This window comes from Pseudomonas sp. R37(2017), assembly GCF_002113375.1.
In the GTDB taxonomy this organism is placed as follows: domain Bacteria; phylum Pseudomonadota; class Gammaproteobacteria; order Pseudomonadales; family Pseudomonadaceae; genus Aquipseudomonas.
This window is the reverse complement of record NZ_NEHO01000008.1, coordinates 1-14,873: the sequence shown is the minus strand read 5'-3', so window position 1 is coordinate 14,873 and position 14,873 is coordinate 1. Positions and strand designations below refer to the sequence as shown.

The window sequence follows — 14,873 nt, the reverse complement described above, 5'->3', positions numbered from 1 at the left end:
CTTTCATCCTGGCTTCTCCTGCGTCTGCCTGAAGCCAACTGACAAGGGAAACATGGCGTAGAGCCATTAGCCACCTCCTGTCACTTTCGGCAGGAAATATGCATCGCCCGCATCCCGGCACGAAATCAATCAAACGTTTCGCCAGCCGGGCTGGAAGCAGTGGCTCGTTGCCCACGTATTGCCACTCGCCCCGCCGAACCTGCCAGAGGTGTTTGCGATGAAACTGGATACAGGAAGATTGAAACCTGGTTCCTTGTCCAAAACCAGACTGGCGCTGAGTATCTCTGCTGCCGCGATCATGTTGGGGCTGGGCTTGTCCCAGGCCCGGGCAGTCCCCCTCGACAACACCGATCCACCGCCGCCTACCGACCCATCGGCGTTCACCAATCCGCCCGCCGATCCCAATGCCGCATTGAGGGACCTGCTCAAGCTGCCCCCGGCCAATGTCGGCGCCTTCGATTTGCCTAACGGGGTGATCGGTAATCATACAACCCCGCTGGTCGACAATGTGCTGCCACCCAATCTGCAAACCAGCTTCAACATCCCCACCAACGGTAATGCCAGCCCACTGTTCGGGGCTCAACCGTTCACCCAGAAGCTCGAGCTTTTCGAAGAGTTCGGCTCGAACAGACTGGACGCGACCGACCCGCCATCACCCGTTCCGTTTCCGGTTCCGACGGTAGGCCCCGCACCGGCGCAAGATCCTTTGAACGTGGCGCGTAGCGGTCCGTCGCCAGATGCACTGGATGCCTTTCTCAGGCAGCCGGCATTGACGCCCTTCCCGACAGAATTCTCCAATGTACTGGACCGCAACCCCTGGAAGGCGCAGATCGAGGATTTCCTCAATCGCCGAGTCGATTCGCCCGCGGAAGGCCGGCCACCGGGAAAAGGCTGGTCGCACCAGCGTTTCAATGAGTTTTTCCCGCGCAACGCCTTCAAGACGGTGCAAGCGGGCGCGCACGTCAACAGCGGCTTGCGTGATCACATGCAACGGCATAACTACGCCGTGGGGGAATTTGCCCCGGGCGGGCTTTATCACAACACCAACGGCAACCCGGCCAACGAGGGCACCACCAAGGGCATTCAGGTGCAGTTTCACCCCAACATGCCTGTCCAGGACCACAATGCGTTGTGGACATTCGACGGCACCTTTCCGCCCAAACTGCTTCAAGTGCGCTATGGCCAAGCGATGTTGATGCGTCATTACGATGCCTTGCCCATTGACCCATCGGCCAACCGGGGCTTTGGCCTGCACACCCTCACCACCCATGAACATAACGGCCACTCGCCCGCGGAAAGCGACGGTTTTACCAACGCGTTCTTCTTCCCGGGCCAGTTCTACGACTATCGCTGGCCGATCCAGTTGGCCGGCTATGACAGCATCAACACCAGCGCTCTGGACCCGCGCGCGGCGTTCCCGTGCGACCCTGGTGAAAGCATTTTCGTCAACGATGCCAATCCGGGCCTCAAGACGTGCAACAACGGCACCATCAAGATCCGTGGCGACTGGCGCGAAACCATGAGCACCCACTGGTTCCACGACCACATGCTCGATTTCACCGCGCAGAATGTCTACAAGGGCAATGCGACGATGATGAACTACTACAGCGCCGTGGACCGCGGCAACGAGGCGGTCGACGACGGGGTCAACCTGCGCGTGGCCAGTGGTTCGGCGCTGGGGTGGGGTAACCGCGACTATGACGTCAACCTGACGATCGCCGACAAGGCCTGGGACCAGACCGGCCAGTTGTGGTTCAACCCCTTCAACACCGACGGCTTTCTCGGTGACCAGGTGCTGACCAACTGGGAGTACAAGCCGTTCCTGGACGTACGTGCCCGCCGTTACCGTTTCCGCATTCTCAACGGCGCGGTTTCCCGCTACTTCAAACTGGCGGTGGTGCGTCAGGTCAATGGTAATGGTGGCGAGTTTCCCGGCCCGAAAAACTCCGGGGTTTCCTATAACCGGGTGCCGTTCCACATGATTGCCAACGACGGCAACCTCATGGAGCACGCGGTGCCGTTCGACGGGACCCTGGATCTGAATGGCGATGGCGACAATCAGGACAACAATGCCATTCTGCCAATGCAGGGCATTGCCGAACGCTATGACATCGTCATCGATTTCGCGAAAAACGGCATCAAGCCAGGCGACAAGATTTACTTCGTCAACATCGAGGAGCATGAAAACGGCAGGCGTCCCCAACGCGACATTCCATTGGCCGATATTCTGTCCGAGCAGTATCGGCCCGTGGTCAGGCAAACCAGCCACGGGCCACAGTGGGTCAATGGAGACCCGGGCGTGGGCCTGTTCCTGCAGCTGAACGTCAAGCCCTACACCGGTCAGGATGTCAGCATGAATCCGGTCGACTTCGAGCCCGCCAAGCCTGGCAAGCCCGCGGGCAAGTTCATGATCCCGCTGCCCATGCACCGTGATGACCCTGCCGATATCGCCCGGTTTGCCCAGGCGCGGCACCGCACCTTTATCTTTGGTCGTTCCGACGGCACCGATGAGAAGCCCTGGACGATCAAGACCGATGGCGGCCCAGGCTTCAACATGGACCCGCGGCGGATTTCAGCCGCGCCACAACTGGCCACCGGTCCGACACCGGCAGGGTTCAAAGGTGAAGGCACGCTGGAAATCTGGAAGATCCAGAACGGCGGCAATGGCTGGGATCACCCGGTGCATGTGCACTTCGAGGAAGGGGTCATTCTCAGTCGAGGTGGCAGGACGCCACCAGAATGGGAAAAAGGGGCACGCAAAGATATGTACCGTATAGGCCCCGATCCTGACAGCCGAGACAATGTCGAAATGGCCATCCACATCCGTGAGTTTGCCGGGACCTACATGGAGCACTGCCACAACACTCAGCATGAGGACACGGCGATGCTGCTGCGCTGGGACTCCGAGCACCCGGGTCAGTTCCAGTTGATGCCCACGCCATTGCCCAGCTGGGACGGCGTGAAATTCGTCAACTCGGTTGCGCTGCCGACATTCCGTACGGGAGACGGCGTCGGGCCACAGGTCAAGGTCAACAATAACCAGGGAGACAGCAGCGGTAGCGGTAGCGGCGGTGTCAGCGGAGGTAAAGGCTGACGTCGTCTATCAAACGCAAACCCAAAGCCGCCTCTCATTCCAGTCGGCTTTGGGTCGATGACGCATTGGCAGGTCAGTCGCCCATAGATCCCAGGAGCCACTGCCGAAATATCTCGGCAGCGGCGGAACGCTTGCGATGCTTGAGCGACACCAGGAACTCGCCTTTGCCCGTCACGCACTCGAAAGGCGCAACCCGCTGCAATTCTCCCTTGGCCAGCGCTTCGTCAGCCATGAACGTCCAGGCCAGGCCGATGCCCATGCCTTGCTGAACGGCCCGATAAGCCAATGTCAGCTGGTTGAAGACCGGGGCCTTGTCCCGCGGTGTGTAGTCGATGCCAAAGTGGCCAAACCATTGATGCCAGTCCAGACACTGCCAGGCGCACGTGTCGATCTGCACCAGGTTGGCCTGCGCCAATTGCTCCAGGGTCTTGATCCCCGAAACATCCAACGAAGGATGAGCCACGGCATAGACGATTTCCGGCAGCAGGAAATCGCTGTCCAGTGAGGGCCATTCGCCAGAACCATAGAGAATGCCCACGTCGAAATCATTGAGGCTGGCCTCATCGAATTCGTTGATCGCGTGAACGTGCACGGCGATATCGGGATAGGCCTTGTTGAACTCGATCAGTTTCGGGAACAGCCAGAACTGGGCCAGGGCATGGGTCGCCAGCACCGAGACGGCGTTGGATTGGTGGACATTGCGAATTCGCGTGACGCTTTGGTACATCGTGGAGAGAAGCACGTTGACTGTCATCAGCAGTTCATCCCCTGCGCTGGTCAACTTGACTCCCCTCGGTTTGCGCTCGAAGAGCGGGACGCCCATGCAGTCCTCGAGCTGGCGCATCTGTTTGCTCACGGCGCTCTGGGTCAGAAACAGCTCGCCTGCAGCACCCGTGAAACTGGCATGTCGTCCCACGGCCTCGAATGTGATCAGGGTTTCCAATGGGGGCAAGGTACGCAGGTAACGGTTAATGTGGGTTCTCCTGAGGGGGTGATTGCGACCCGATATTCCGCAGCGGAATGGGTGGCCAACTATTTATCGCAGGTGGCGCTTGTATACCATGGCTAGAATGCCGCTAAACAGCCTGTCAGAGCCGAGATGATGAACAGTGGGATTGTATTTGCGATTTTGGCGGGTGCCATCTGGGGAGGGGTGATTCTCGCCCCATCGTTGCTGCCGGAATTCAATGCCGTGCTGATCAGCAGTGTGCGGTTTGCGCTGTACGGGCTGATTTCGCTCCTCGTGGCGTTACCGATTGCATCACGCCTGCTCTCTCAGTTGACGCGTCGCGATGCCTTGATGCTGCTTCGCCTTTCATTCACCGGGAACATCCTGAACTACGCGCTGCTGGGCGCTTCCGTACAACTGAGCGGGGTGACGGCCGCCGCCCTTATCAACGGCATGATGCCGGTTGCCATTACCTTCCTGGGGCGTGGCGACGCCGGATCCCTGCCCCTGACAAAGCTCAAGCTGCCCCTGTTGCTGGTATTCCTGGGCATCGTATCGGTCAGCCTGGAACACTCAGGCGCGCAGGCGGCGAACACCTCGCTGTTTTCCCAGTTGCTGGGCCTGGCCTGCGGGATCAGCGGTGTGGTCTGTTGGTCGTGGTACGCGACCCACAATGCCCGTTATCTCAAACAAAGCCATTTCAACAGTAGCGAATGGTCGACACTACTGGGCATCGTGACGGGTGTCGTGGCGGTCGTGTTCGGCATCGCTGCCTTGATGCTGTTCCCGAACCTGGTACCCGCCCAGCTTGAAAACAGCCGCTGGATGGCTCTGCTGTGGGTCTGCCTGTTCCTGGCACTCTGTGGATCATGGGTTGCCAATGGGCTGTGGAACGCCTGCTCGCGTCGCATGGCCACATCGTTGAGCGGCCAGATGATCGTGTTCGAAACGCTGTTTGCCTGTGTCTACGGTTTTCTGTTCAGCCAGCGGGTGCCTGGCTTGATGGAGGTGACGTCAATCGTGCTGTTGGTGGGTGGAGTCGTCTGGGCGGCGAAGCGGCACCAGATAGCGGTCCCCTGCAGGAGCGAGCATGTCGAATCGTCGCACCGTCGCGATGGACGTCAACGATAACGCGTGCTGCCTGAATGCCCGCGTTATCGTTGACGTCCATCGCGAGCTTGCTCGCTCCTACAGGTTGATCTGTCGCACCGTAATCAATCGACCAACTGCCGACTTTCAACGCTGGCACGCGGTTATGATCAGGGACTGTCAGGCGCCCTTGGACCCACGCTCATGCCAGCCTCGCAAATCCGCCCCACACCCGCTCCACTGCTCGAACCAGGCGAGACGGTGGTCTTGTTCGACGGTGTCTGCAAGCTGTGCAATGGCTGGGTGAGGTTCGTGATTCGCCATGACCGCCAGCGCCACCTGCGCCTGGCGGCGGTTCAGTCACCCGAGGGACAGGCCCTGCTCGCGTGGGCAGGTATGCCCATTGATCAATTCGACACCATGGCGGTGATCCGCGGCCGACACTACTGGGTGCGTTCACAAGCATTTTTCGAAATCTTTGCCCGGTTGCCCGCACGCTGGCGCCCCGTGAACCTGCTGCGCATCTTCCCTCGCAAGGTTCTGGATTGGGCGTACGATCGCATTGCGCTCAATCGTTATCGGCTTTTCGGCAAATACGACACCTGCCTGTTGCCTGATCCTGATCATGAACAGCGCTTTTTGAAAGCGCCCCTGTGAACGCCTGCAGGTGACGTGACAGCCTGGATCAATACGCGGGTTGAAGCTATACCGAAAGGGTTCAGAGTGCGACTGAGGAGAGCTTCGCGGTGTCGAACCAGCTGGTCATACGCAACATGACCCGTCCCGAGCTGGACGAGCTCGTCGACTGGGCTGCCCGTGAGGGTTGGAACCCCGGCTTTCACGATGCCGAGCTGTTCTGGGCTACGGACCCTGCCGCCTTTATCGCGGCTACCCAGGGCGACGAATTGATCGGCGGCGGTGCCATCACCTCCTACAGCGGCGAATTCGGTTTCATGGGTTTTTTCATCGTTCGGCCTGAGTACCGTGGTCAAGGCCTGGGCAATACCCTCTGGCACGCACGTCGCGAACGTCTCCTCGCCCGCCTGCGCCCAGGCGCGAGCATCGGCATGGACGGCGTCTTCGCGATGCAGGACTACTACGCCAAGGGTGGTTTCGTCTTCTCCCATCGCAACATGCGTTTTCTTGCCACGACCACCGAACGCCCGTCGAGCTCGCAGACAGGCGACCAGGACATCATCCCGTTGGCCACCTTCCCGTTCGATCAGGTTGTCGATTACGACCGCAGCTGTTTCCCCGCCCCGCGCGCAATCTTCCTGAGTGGGTGGATAGCCCAGGCCGGTGCGCTGGCCCTGGGTTGCCGGCGCGATGGCAGGCTAAGCGGCTATGGCGTCGTCAGGCGCTGCCGGGAAGGCTGCAAGATCGGCCCCTTGTTCGCCGATGACGCCCTGGCAGCCAATGCCCTCTACGCGCGCCTGGCGGAATTTGCGCAGGGTGGCCCGCTGTTTCTCGATGCCCCGGAGAACAACCCCGCTGCGATGGCGCTCGTGCACCAACAGGGCATGACCGAGGTGTTCGGCTGCGCACGCATGTACCTCGGCCCTCCTCCGGCGATCGCGCACGAACGTGTGTTCGGCGTCACGACCTTCGAGCTGGGCTGATGTCCGCGCGCGACCTTGTCGGTTATGGCGGTTGCCCACCCCATCCGCAATGGCCCGGTGGGGCGCGCGTCGCGGTCCAGTTCGTACTCAACATCGAAGAAGGCGCGGAGTCATGCATCCTCAATGGCGATGCACAATCGGAGGCCTGGCTTCACGAGCTACCGGGTCGCCCGCCACGTGTGGGGGAACCGGACCTGAGCGTCGAAGGCATGTACGAATACGGATCACGCGCAGGGGTGTGGCGCATTCTGGAGCTGTTCAACGCCCGGGGCTTGCCGCTGACCGCCTTTGCCGTCGGCCGGGCACTGGAACTCACCCCGGCGATTGGCCATGCGCTCTGCGCTGCCGGGCATGAGATTGCCGGGCATGGCTACCGTTGGCTGGACTATCGCGACATGCCTGAAGACCAGGAGCGGCGCCATATCCGCCTCACCCTCGACGTGATCGAGCAGATCTGCGGTAAACGCCCCGCAGGTTGGTACACAGGCAGGGTCAGCCAGAACACCCGCCGCCTGTTGCGTGAGGAAGGTGGGTTTCTCTACAGCTCGGACGCCTATAACGACGACCTGCCCTATTGGCTCCCAGGCTCGCCCGCCCACCTGGTGATCCCCTACACACTGGTCAACAACGACGCACGCTATCTGCTGCCCAATGGTTTCGCCTGCGGTGAAGACTTCTTCCGGCTGCTCAAGGATGCGTTCGACCTGCTGTGGCAGGAAGGCGCGCAACACCCGAAGATGATGAGCGTCGGCCTGCATGGACGGATCAGTGGCCACCCCGGCCGTGCGATGGCGCTGGCGCGCTTTCTCGATTACGTGCAAGGCCACGACGCGGTGTGGATCTGCCGGCGCGAAGAGATTGCCAGACACTGGATCGCCCGATTCCCGGCCGAATGCTCATCGGATAAAAATTGATTGGGTCAGGACTGACGATAAAAGTCTTTGGGTATTAGTTCAGCCAATCAACTTGCTTGATACCAGGTGAGCGGCCTCTCGATATACCCAGTAAGCGTTGCCGGAGTAGCGAGGCGCACTGCACGACGCAATTGACTGTCCGGAATGTGCTTTTTTCGAGGGGAAACGGGAGTTCATTGACCTGGTTTTTTACCCCGGCCAAGGCTTTTTTGAGGGCTGATTGGCTTATAACCACCGATTTTCCCTATGGAATATGGAAAAAAGCACGAAAAAATTTGAACGACTTTCATCGGCCTCCCGATTCGCCGAAAGCCAGTCATGGTGCTGGTTGCGCCCTCCAGTAATGGCAATGTGCGACCAATCAGGAGACTGCCGTTGGTCAGTAAAACTGATCAAAAAATGAACGGATTCGGATTTTTTCGTTCAGACTACGCAGCAGGTGACACGGGCTGCGAGCCTCACCTACCCCCCCAGAAGCGGAAGTTAAACCTCACCAATGCGCCAAGTGCGAATGAGGTTTTTGTTACCTGAAAATGGAACTTGTCGAATGAATAAAAGTTCATTCGAGAAACTCGCTTTTTTCTTCGCAGCGTAATGCCGCAAGATTAAATAATAGAAATTGCTGGATCCTGACTGCGGTCAGCAACGGAAAAAACCAACTAAGCCGTGCTGAAGTCAAGTTGATCCACTATTAGTACAAAGAGGTCGTCATGGAGCTTGGTTTTCTTACTTCGCCAGCCGCGGAATATGTACGCCTGGGCGTTGTTTATTTTCATCTTATCGCCTGTTGTGTGGCAATCGGGCTGGTGTTGACCAGTGACATTGCAATGGTCAAGCAACTCCTGAAAGGGGATGTGTCGGGTCACCATGATGACGCGCACATGGACAGCCTGCAAAAAACCGTATCCCATGCACTTGTTGTACTCTGGATTACGGGCATTGCTATTATCGGGATCGATTATGCCGGCAAGGGAATGGAATATTTCCTCAATCCAAAGTTGCAAGCCAAAATCGGCATCGTTGTGCTGTTGACCTTTAACGGCTTCCTGTTGCACAGCGCTGTATTGCCGGCCCTGAAAAAAGCCGGTTCGCTTCTCAACCTCTCCTTCAGCCTGAGCATGCTGGCACTGTTCTCCGGCGCCTTCTCTGCCGTGTCGTGGTTCTATGCCGCCATGCTCGGTGTCGGTCGCCCGCTGGCCTGGAAATACTCGCTGGTCGAGTTGCTGGCAGCCTATCCGGTTCTCATCGTCGGTGGCTTTGCAACGATGGTGCTGCTCACCGCCTGGGCAAAGAACAAAAACGCTCAAGGCCGTATGGAGCAAGACTCCTGGGACAACAAAAACGCCGCCCTGGCTGGCTGGTAATGCCAGGCAAGTTCAGCTTTGGCCAATGAATTGTGCTGTTAACCCTTTACTGAATCTCACTTTCTTACTTGAGGAAACCCAAATGAAATCCATGAAAGCTCTCTTCGTCATCGCTGCTCTGACCGCTTCTTCCCTGGCCATGGCCACAGGGGGTGGTGACAAGACTTTCAATCGCATGGAATCGGCCCGCAAAGTCTCGATGGAAGCCTTCCACGTTGCGCAGAAACAAAAGGCTGAAGCCGCGGTAGCGCAAAGCAAGGCCAAGGCAAGCGATCGCACCAACGGCTGATCTGTGTAGCGCGTGCGCGGTCTGACAGGCTGGAATTGATTGCTCTGACATTTCGAACCGCGCAACACGATGGCAAAAAAAGAAGTCGCAAACCCCGAAACTGCTTGGGGTTTGCGACTTTTTTTCGCTACGTCCTCTAAACTCCCGGGACGTTTTTCATGGGTACGCCTGCGCGTCGCGCGCTGGCCTAGTGCTCAACCTCAACCACGTCGATATCCGGCGCGTCTACGGCATCCGGTGCGTCATCCGCATCCTCTCTGGCGGCCTTCGCGTCAGCTTTGGCAGCCTCTTTGGCTGCCTTCGCGTCAGCTTTCGCGGCGTTTCTGGCTGCATCGGCGTCTGCCTTGGCGGCGTCCCTGGCATCGTCTGCGGCAGCCCTCGCGGCGTCCCTGGCGGCATCCGCCGCAGCTCTCGCGGCATCTCTGGCTGCATTTGCATCTTTATCCGGTACGCCAGCCGCTCTTGCAGCGTCCCTGGCAGCATCCGCCTTGGCTCTGGCGGCATCTCTGGCTGCATCCGCCTCAGCTCTGGCGGCGTCCCGGGCTGCATCTGCATCAGCCTTGGCCGCGTCTCTGGCTATATCAGCGTCATTTCTTGCAGCGCCTCTGTCTTCCGCGGCTTCCCTGGCAGCGTCCCTGGCGTCTTCTGCGGCTTCCCTGGCTGCATCGTTAGCATTTTCTGCGGCTTCCCTGGCTGCCTCATTAGCGTCTTCTGCGGCTTCTCTGGCTGCATCATTAGCGTTTTCAGCAGCTTCCCTGGCTGCATCGGCGGCGTTATCCGCGTCGTTGTCATCGTCATTGTCGCGAGCGTCGTGGTTACGCGCATTGCCCGGGCCTCTGTTCCCGACCATTCCGCCATGGTCATCGTCGTTGTCGCGCGCATTGCCCGGGCCCCTGTTACCGGCCATGCCACCATGGTCGGCATTGCCGCGACCGTCACCACCATGGCCTGCTGCACCATGACCGCCACCGCCGTCACCACCATGGCCACCGCCTCCGGAGCCTCCACTGCCGGAGCCACCGCCGCCACCACCGTGACCGCCTCCAGAACCTCCGCTGCCGGAGCCACCGCCGCCACCGTGACCACCTCCGTCACCACCGTGACCGCCTCCTGAACCTCCGGAGCCTCCGCCACCACCGTGACCTCCACCTCCGGAGCCACCGCCTCCGCCGTGACCACCACCGCCTCCGCCCCCACCACCGCTGCCACCATCCTTGGCATACACGCTGGAGAAGCTACCGATGTAATCAGGCACCAGGACAGTCGAAGCCGACAGGACCCCGCCAATCGCCAGAGCCAGCAAACATTTCTTGAGCAGCATAATGCACCTCCGCTTGGAGTTGCGCCGTCATCTCCGAATCGAGCGCAAAGTCCAATGAGTTCCCGGCCGCCCATTGGAGCGGCCAGCCAACCGGCATGGCCATTAATCTGCAGCAACAACGAGCAACTGCGCTTTCCGAACGATCCTTCAGAGCCAGTCAGCATTTGGACGTGGGAAATATTCCCACATCTTTAGATTAGACCTGTCAGTCCGAGTGTCAACGACCGAACATCAGATCCGAGGCAGGCGGTGGCCTGGGTCAAGGCGACGTACCCATCAAAGCGGGGAAAAAGGCAGGTATCAGTAGGTGTGGCTGAACACCAGTCCAGCCTCGCCATCGGGGCTGGCATCGGAAAACCCCTTGACGGCATATAACTGAAACTTCCAGTTCTGATTGAGCTTATGGGTGAGAAAGAGGGTCAGTTCCTTGATCTCGTCGCCCGTGGAAACGACCTTCTGCCGCCAGTCGTAGGACACCCCCGCCGTGGTGCGCGCAAACACGGGCATGGCGAGGCCGAGGCCGGCGAATATCGGGTCGTCGAAGTCAGAGCCCGACGGGTCGCCGAATTTTTTCCAGCCCAGGGTGGCGAATCCGGTTACCCGGCCGAAGGCCTTGGCGACATCGACCTGGGCGGAATAGTCGGTTTTGCCGGTGCCCAGGCACTCGTCTTCGTCGGCGGTGGGCAACTTGACCTTGCCGATCAGGTCCACGAACAGCCCGTCGATGTTGCCGTCGAGCACGGCATAGTCGGCACCGACGACTGTGTCGCCCAAACCGCTTTCCACTTTGCCGCACCCGCCGGGCAACGGCTCGCCGTCAGGGCCGACCGATGGATTGGTGATGCGCAGCCAGGGCACCGTGAGCTTGTAGGTCATGGGACCGGTTTCGTATTTACCCACCAGCGGGACGTACCAGGTTTCGGAAGTGGTGCCAGTGCCATAATCGCCCCGGGAGTAGTCGGTTCCGATCGAGGTCGAGAAGGTATCGGCCAGGGCCGGCAAGGCCAGGCTGGCAAGCCAACCGACGAGCAGGATGCGCTTGGGGTCCATGTTCACCTCGTGTCTTGCGTCATCGAAGCTCACGCGCATGCTTTGTTGCGTGATTTACTCAGCCTAGTGACTTATGGCAAAAGTGCATCATGCCTGTACTGTTTAACCCGACCTGCCAGAGTGGTCGACCTTTTCAACCTTCTCGATTTTTTCGACTTTGTCGACCTTCTCGACTTTTTCTGGTCGATCGACTTTGTCCACTTTTTCAACCTTTTCCGGCCGATCGACTTTCTCGACTTTCTCGGGACGTTCGACCTTTTCGACTTTCTCTACCCGCTCTACCCTCTCCACTCTCTCGCTTTTGCCGGATTGATCGACCCTCTCGACTCGCTCTGACTTGCCTGAGTTGTCCACGTCTACGCGTTCTATTGTGTCGCTACCGCCATGACTGTCATTGCCCCCGTGACGAGTATCGTCGACAACGTTGCTCTCGTTCTCGGAGCGACCGCTCCTGTCACTGCCCGAGTTCCCTGAGCTCCCTGAGTTCCCCGAATCCCCCGAGCTGCCGGAGTTGTTGGAGCCGCTCGAGTCGCCCGAATTGCCCGAACCACTCGAGTCGTCCGATTCTTGCTCGCTGCTTCGAACTCGTCCGTGCCGGTTGCCGGCTGACGAATCGGAGCGCTCGCGGGGCAATTCGATACGCGTGGCCTGTATGTCCCGTGCGCCGCTGAACACGCCGATGACCCGAACGCGTCGATCCAGCGCCAGCTCCGAAGACTGCACACCGACAAACGCGGTGTCGCGCGCCAGCGTCACATTAAAGCCACCCACCACCAAACGGCGGTCCTGCCGGCTCTGTACCAGGCCCTCGATCACCGCATTGTGTACTCGACCAATGAAGGGCAGGCTCGGGTCGGGGCGACTCTGGCTCACGTCCAGCTCGCGGCCGGACCAGTGGCCGCGCACCAGCATTTCCTGCGCCGGCCCTGTGTGATTGCTGAGTTTGAGCCCCTGCAGATAACCGCTGCGATCCACCGGGCCGATGGCACTGGCGTCCTTGAGGCCGGGCGCTCGATCGATGCGGCTGGCCACCACTTCACCACGGGCATCGCGCAACCCGCTGACCCGTACGGGATCACCCGGACGCAGACCGGCAGCGACTTGAGCACCATTGGCCAGTCGTACCGGTTGCCCCATGACACGCATGGGCATGGAATCTCGAGGCAAGGATGTCAAAGGGCCTTCGTAGACGTGCAGGATCGAAATGCGTCCGGCCTCCAGACCTCGCCGGGAGTTGAACGCCTGCACGGCAACCACTTGGCCGATCGCCAGGCGGGTGCTGGTGGCGGCCACGCCGTTCTCGCTGACAGGAACGTTATTGTCGAAGTGCACTTCCAGGCCATTGACGCAGATCGAGGCAAACCCGGTGATGGTGCCGACAATGCCAGTACCGCCGATCCCGCCGTTGTCGTCGCTGATGCCCGTGCCACCCACGCCGCCTGCAACGGCACCGGTACCGCCAATGCCGCCGGGGCGTTTTTTCAGCGGCGCGCCGGTACCGCCCATCCCGCCGGTGTCGGTACTGATGCCAGTGCCACCCATGCCGCCAGGCGCCGCCCCCGTACCGCCGGTGCCACCCGGATCCTGGATGACCGGTACCTCAATGGTGCCCGCTTCATTCTGACTCACGCAGGCTGGGGCGGCTTGCAACACAATCGCAAACCCGAGGCCCAGTGCGAGGGCCACTGCTCGGATCAGGCACAATTTACTGGTCATGGCTTGGGAGCCGTTGGCAAGTCGGGATCGGAAGTTTCAGTGTAGAAGTAAAGTCCGACCGTGATGCGCTGTCGCGGTTCAAGGCTGGGCAGATCGCGGAATTCCATCTCGGCGGCGAGTCGATTGAAGCTCAACAGGGCCTGCATGCCCTCGCTGGCAACGGCGTCGCGCAGCGCCTCGACGCTCATTGGGGTCAGCGCGTCATAGTGGACGCTGCGTTCAAAGAAGGCCGGTCCCTCGCTGCTCAGGTTGTGTACCGCGGCGCAGGCATGATCGTGCAGGTTATGCCCCAGGTAAGCCGCTTTCTCGTCGAAGCCCTTTTGCGGCACGAAGGCCTGGGCTTCGAGGTGCACGCACTCTTGTTCGTCAAGGCGCACGACCCCCAGGCGCAACCACTCGTCCAGTACCACCCGCGCCCTGATATCCGTACTGACCTTCGCCACCAGGGCGTCAAAGGAACGGTCGCCGCCGACACTGGCCAATCGAGGCAGCGGCAGTGGCTGGCCGGCGTCGTTGCAGAACGGTGCGCAGGTCCAGGCATTGACCAGTTGCGCGCCGAAGGTGATGTTTTCCGGAAGGGTGGAGGATGCGGGGTCGCTGGTGTTGCGCAAACGCCGTACGTCCTTGCGGTGCACGCCGGTAAGCAGGCTGATGCGGCTGTCGGTCGGTGCCTTGTCGCCCAGACGGAACTCACGGTCCGCCACGTCGACGAAAACCTCCTTGAGCAGGTCGACAAATACCAGATAAGTGACACCTTTGCGCAGCATCAGGCGTACCAGCGGCCGCATGACGTGCCGCAGGGCTTTGAGGAGCGAGGTGGGCAAGGTAGACGATTGCATTCAGCGCATTCCTGGACAGTTAACCCCAGTATAGCTGCGTGGGAATTAATCCCATGAAGGCTGGCGCTTTTTTTGCCGTGCCTCATGCAAAACCGCTCTGCACGGTTTTGCATGAGGTCATCAGGCCGCTTCAGATCCGGCTGTTGTCGTCGCCTGGTTCGCCGCCAGCATGGTTGCCATTGTCGTCGCCCGGCTCACCGCCGACATGGACGCCACGATCGTCACCCGGCTCGCCGCCGACATGAACGCCACGATCATCACCCGGCTCGCCACCGACATGAACACCACGATCATCACCCGGCTCGCCGCCGACATGAACGCCATGATCGTCACCCGGCTCGCCACCGACGTGAACGCCATGATCGTCACCCGGTTCTGCATGGGTACCACTGCGACCCGAGTTCGAGTTTCCGGAATTGCCATGGCCTGAATTGCCATTGCCATGGTCGCTGCCGCTATGACCGCTGTTGCCACCGTGGCCACTGTTGCCGCCATTGCCACCGCTGTTACCGCCGTGGCTTCCGCCACCGCCACCACCATTGCCACCACCGCCGTTACCGCCGTGGCTTCCACCACCGCCACCACCATTGCCGCCACCGCCGTTACCACCGTGGCTTCCACCGCCGCCA

At 60.1% G+C, this 14,873-nt stretch carries 14 protein-coding genes; 8 read left to right on the top strand and 6 right to left on the bottom strand.

Annotation, left to right across the window (positions count from 1 at the left end):
* Positions 1–298: 298 nt before the first annotated feature.
* Positions 299–3,094 carry a multicopper oxidase domain-containing protein gene (locus CAG47_RS14705; protein WP_256577458.1) on the top strand — a complete coding sequence of 932 codons (2,796 nt, stop codon included), beginning with the start codon at positions 299–301 and terminating at the stop codon, positions 3,092–3,094.
* A gap of 73 nt (positions 3,095–3,167) precedes the next feature.
* Here CAG47_RS14705 and CAG47_RS14700 read toward each other — a convergent pair whose 3' ends face one another.
* Positions 3,168–4,067 (bottom strand): LysR substrate-binding domain-containing protein, encoded by a 900-nt coding sequence (locus tag CAG47_RS14700; protein ID WP_085725585.1) that lies wholly within the window; start codon positions 4,065–4,067, stop codon positions 3,168–3,170.
* A gap of 126 nt (positions 4,068–4,193) precedes the next feature.
* Here CAG47_RS14700 and CAG47_RS14695 point away from each other — a divergent pair, with 126 nt between their 5' ends.
* The 6 genes from CAG47_RS14695 (at position 4,194) to CAG47_RS14670 (ending at position 9,318) form a co-directional block, all read left to right on the top strand.
* Entirely contained in the window at positions 4,194–5,174 is a 981-nt protein-coding gene (locus CAG47_RS14695; RefSeq protein ID WP_085725584.1) for a DMT family transporter, read from the top strand.
* A 162-nt stretch (positions 5,175–5,336) separates the two neighbouring features.
* Positions 5,337–5,789, top strand: coding sequence for a thiol-disulfide oxidoreductase DCC family protein (locus tag CAG47_RS14690; protein ID WP_085725583.1), 453 nt, complete (start codon positions 5,337–5,339; stop codon positions 5,787–5,789).
* 89 nt (positions 5,790–5,878) lie between these two features.
* Positions 5,879–6,751, top strand: a complete 873-nt coding sequence (locus CAG47_RS14685; RefSeq protein ID WP_085725582.1) for a GNAT family N-acetyltransferase — start codon at positions 5,879–5,881, stop codon at positions 6,749–6,751.
* Positions 6,751–7,665: an allantoinase PuuE gene (puuE, locus tag CAG47_RS14680; RefSeq protein WP_085725581.1), complete on the top strand. Its 915-nt coding sequence runs from the start codon at positions 6,751–6,753 to the stop codon at positions 7,663–7,665. Before CAG47_RS14685 ends, puuE begins: the two co-directional genes overlap by 1 nt.
* Positions 7,666–8,375: 710 nt before the next feature.
* Positions 8,376–9,029 carry a hypothetical protein gene (locus CAG47_RS14675; RefSeq protein WP_085725580.1) on the top strand — a complete coding sequence of 218 codons (654 nt, stop codon included), beginning with the start codon at positions 8,376–8,378 and terminating at the stop codon, positions 9,027–9,029.
* An 82-nt stretch (positions 9,030–9,111) separates the two neighbouring features.
* The gene (locus CAG47_RS14670; protein ID WP_085725579.1) at positions 9,112–9,318 is read left to right on the top strand and encodes a co-regulatory protein PtrA N-terminal domain-containing protein; all 207 of its coding nucleotides are present in this window, start codon (positions 9,112–9,114) and stop codon (positions 9,316–9,318) included.
* Between the two features lie 187 nt (positions 9,319–9,505).
* Here the strand turns inward: CAG47_RS14670 and CAG47_RS28710 are convergent, their stop codons facing one another.
* Complete coding sequence (locus CAG47_RS28710; protein ID WP_177408994.1) at positions 9,506–10,168, bottom strand: hypothetical protein; 663 nt, start codon at positions 10,166–10,168, stop codon at positions 9,506–9,508.
* 6 nt (positions 10,169–10,174) lie between these two features.
* On the opposite strand from CAG47_RS28710, the gene CAG47_RS28580 reads away from it, so the two are divergent.
* A complete protein-coding gene (locus tag CAG47_RS28580) occupies positions 10,175–10,432 on the top strand; it encodes a hypothetical protein (RefSeq protein ID WP_158091317.1) in 258 nt (85 codons plus the stop codon).
* A gap of 507 nt (positions 10,433–10,939) precedes the next feature.
* On the opposite strand, the gene CAG47_RS14660 is transcribed toward CAG47_RS28580, so the two are convergent.
* The 4 genes from CAG47_RS14660 to CAG47_RS28995 form a co-directional block, all read right to left on the bottom strand.
* The gene (locus CAG47_RS14660) at positions 10,940–11,689 is read right to left on the bottom strand and encodes a hypothetical protein (protein WP_085725578.1); all 750 of its coding nucleotides are present in this window, start codon (positions 11,687–11,689) and stop codon (positions 10,940–10,942) included.
* Between the two features lie 102 nt (positions 11,690–11,791).
* Positions 11,792–13,405: a DUF5666 domain-containing protein gene (locus tag CAG47_RS14655; RefSeq protein ID WP_085725577.1), complete on the bottom strand. Its 1,614-nt coding sequence runs from the start codon at positions 13,403–13,405 to the stop codon at positions 11,792–11,794.
* A complete protein-coding gene (locus CAG47_RS14650) occupies positions 13,402–14,244 on the bottom strand; it encodes a DUF6502 family protein (protein ID WP_085725576.1) in 843 nt (280 codons plus the stop codon). Before CAG47_RS14650 ends, CAG47_RS14655 begins: the two co-directional genes overlap by 4 nt.
* A 130-nt stretch (positions 14,245–14,374) precedes the next feature.
* The coding region (locus CAG47_RS28995) for a hypothetical protein (protein WP_085725821.1) at positions 14,375–14,873 on the bottom strand (499 nt) is incomplete at its 5' end.

Coding starts and splice junctions, on each gene's coding strand:
- CAG47_RS28580 (WP_158091317.1), top strand. CDS start 10,175: ATGGTCATCGTCGTTGTCGCGCGCATTGCCCGGGCCCCTGTTACCGGC.
- CAG47_RS14695 (WP_085725584.1), top strand. CDS start 4,194: ATGATGAACAGTGGGATTGTATTTGCGATTTTGGCGGGTGCCATCTGG.
- CAG47_RS14705 (WP_256577458.1), top strand. CDS start 299: ATGTTGGGGCTGGGCTTGTCCCAGGCCCGGGCAGTCCCCCTCGACAAC.
- puuE (WP_085725581.1), top strand. CDS start 6,751: ATGTCCGCGCGCGACCTTGTCGGTTATGGCGGTTGCCCACCCCATCCG.
- CAG47_RS14675 (WP_085725580.1), top strand. CDS start 8,376: ATGGAGCTTGGTTTTCTTACTTCGCCAGCCGCGGAATATGTACGCCTG.
- CAG47_RS14650 (WP_085725576.1), bottom strand. CDS start 14,244: ATGCAATCGTCTACCTTGCCCACCTCGCTCCTCAAAGCCCTGCGGCAC.
- CAG47_RS14690 (WP_085725583.1), top strand. CDS start 5,337: ATGCCAGCCTCGCAAATCCGCCCCACACCCGCTCCACTGCTCGAACCA.
- CAG47_RS14670 (WP_085725579.1), top strand. CDS start 9,112: ATGAAATCCATGAAAGCTCTCTTCGTCATCGCTGCTCTGACCGCTTCT.
- CAG47_RS14655 (WP_085725577.1), bottom strand. CDS start 13,405: ATGACCAGTAAATTGTGCCTGATCCGAGCAGTGGCCCTCGCACTGGGC.
- CAG47_RS14660 (WP_085725578.1), bottom strand. CDS start 11,689: ATGGACCCCAAGCGCATCCTGCTCGTCGGTTGGCTTGCCAGCCTGGCC.
- CAG47_RS28710 (WP_177408994.1), bottom strand. CDS start 10,168: ATGGTCGGGAACAGAGGCCCGGGCAATGCGCGTAACCACGACGCTCGC.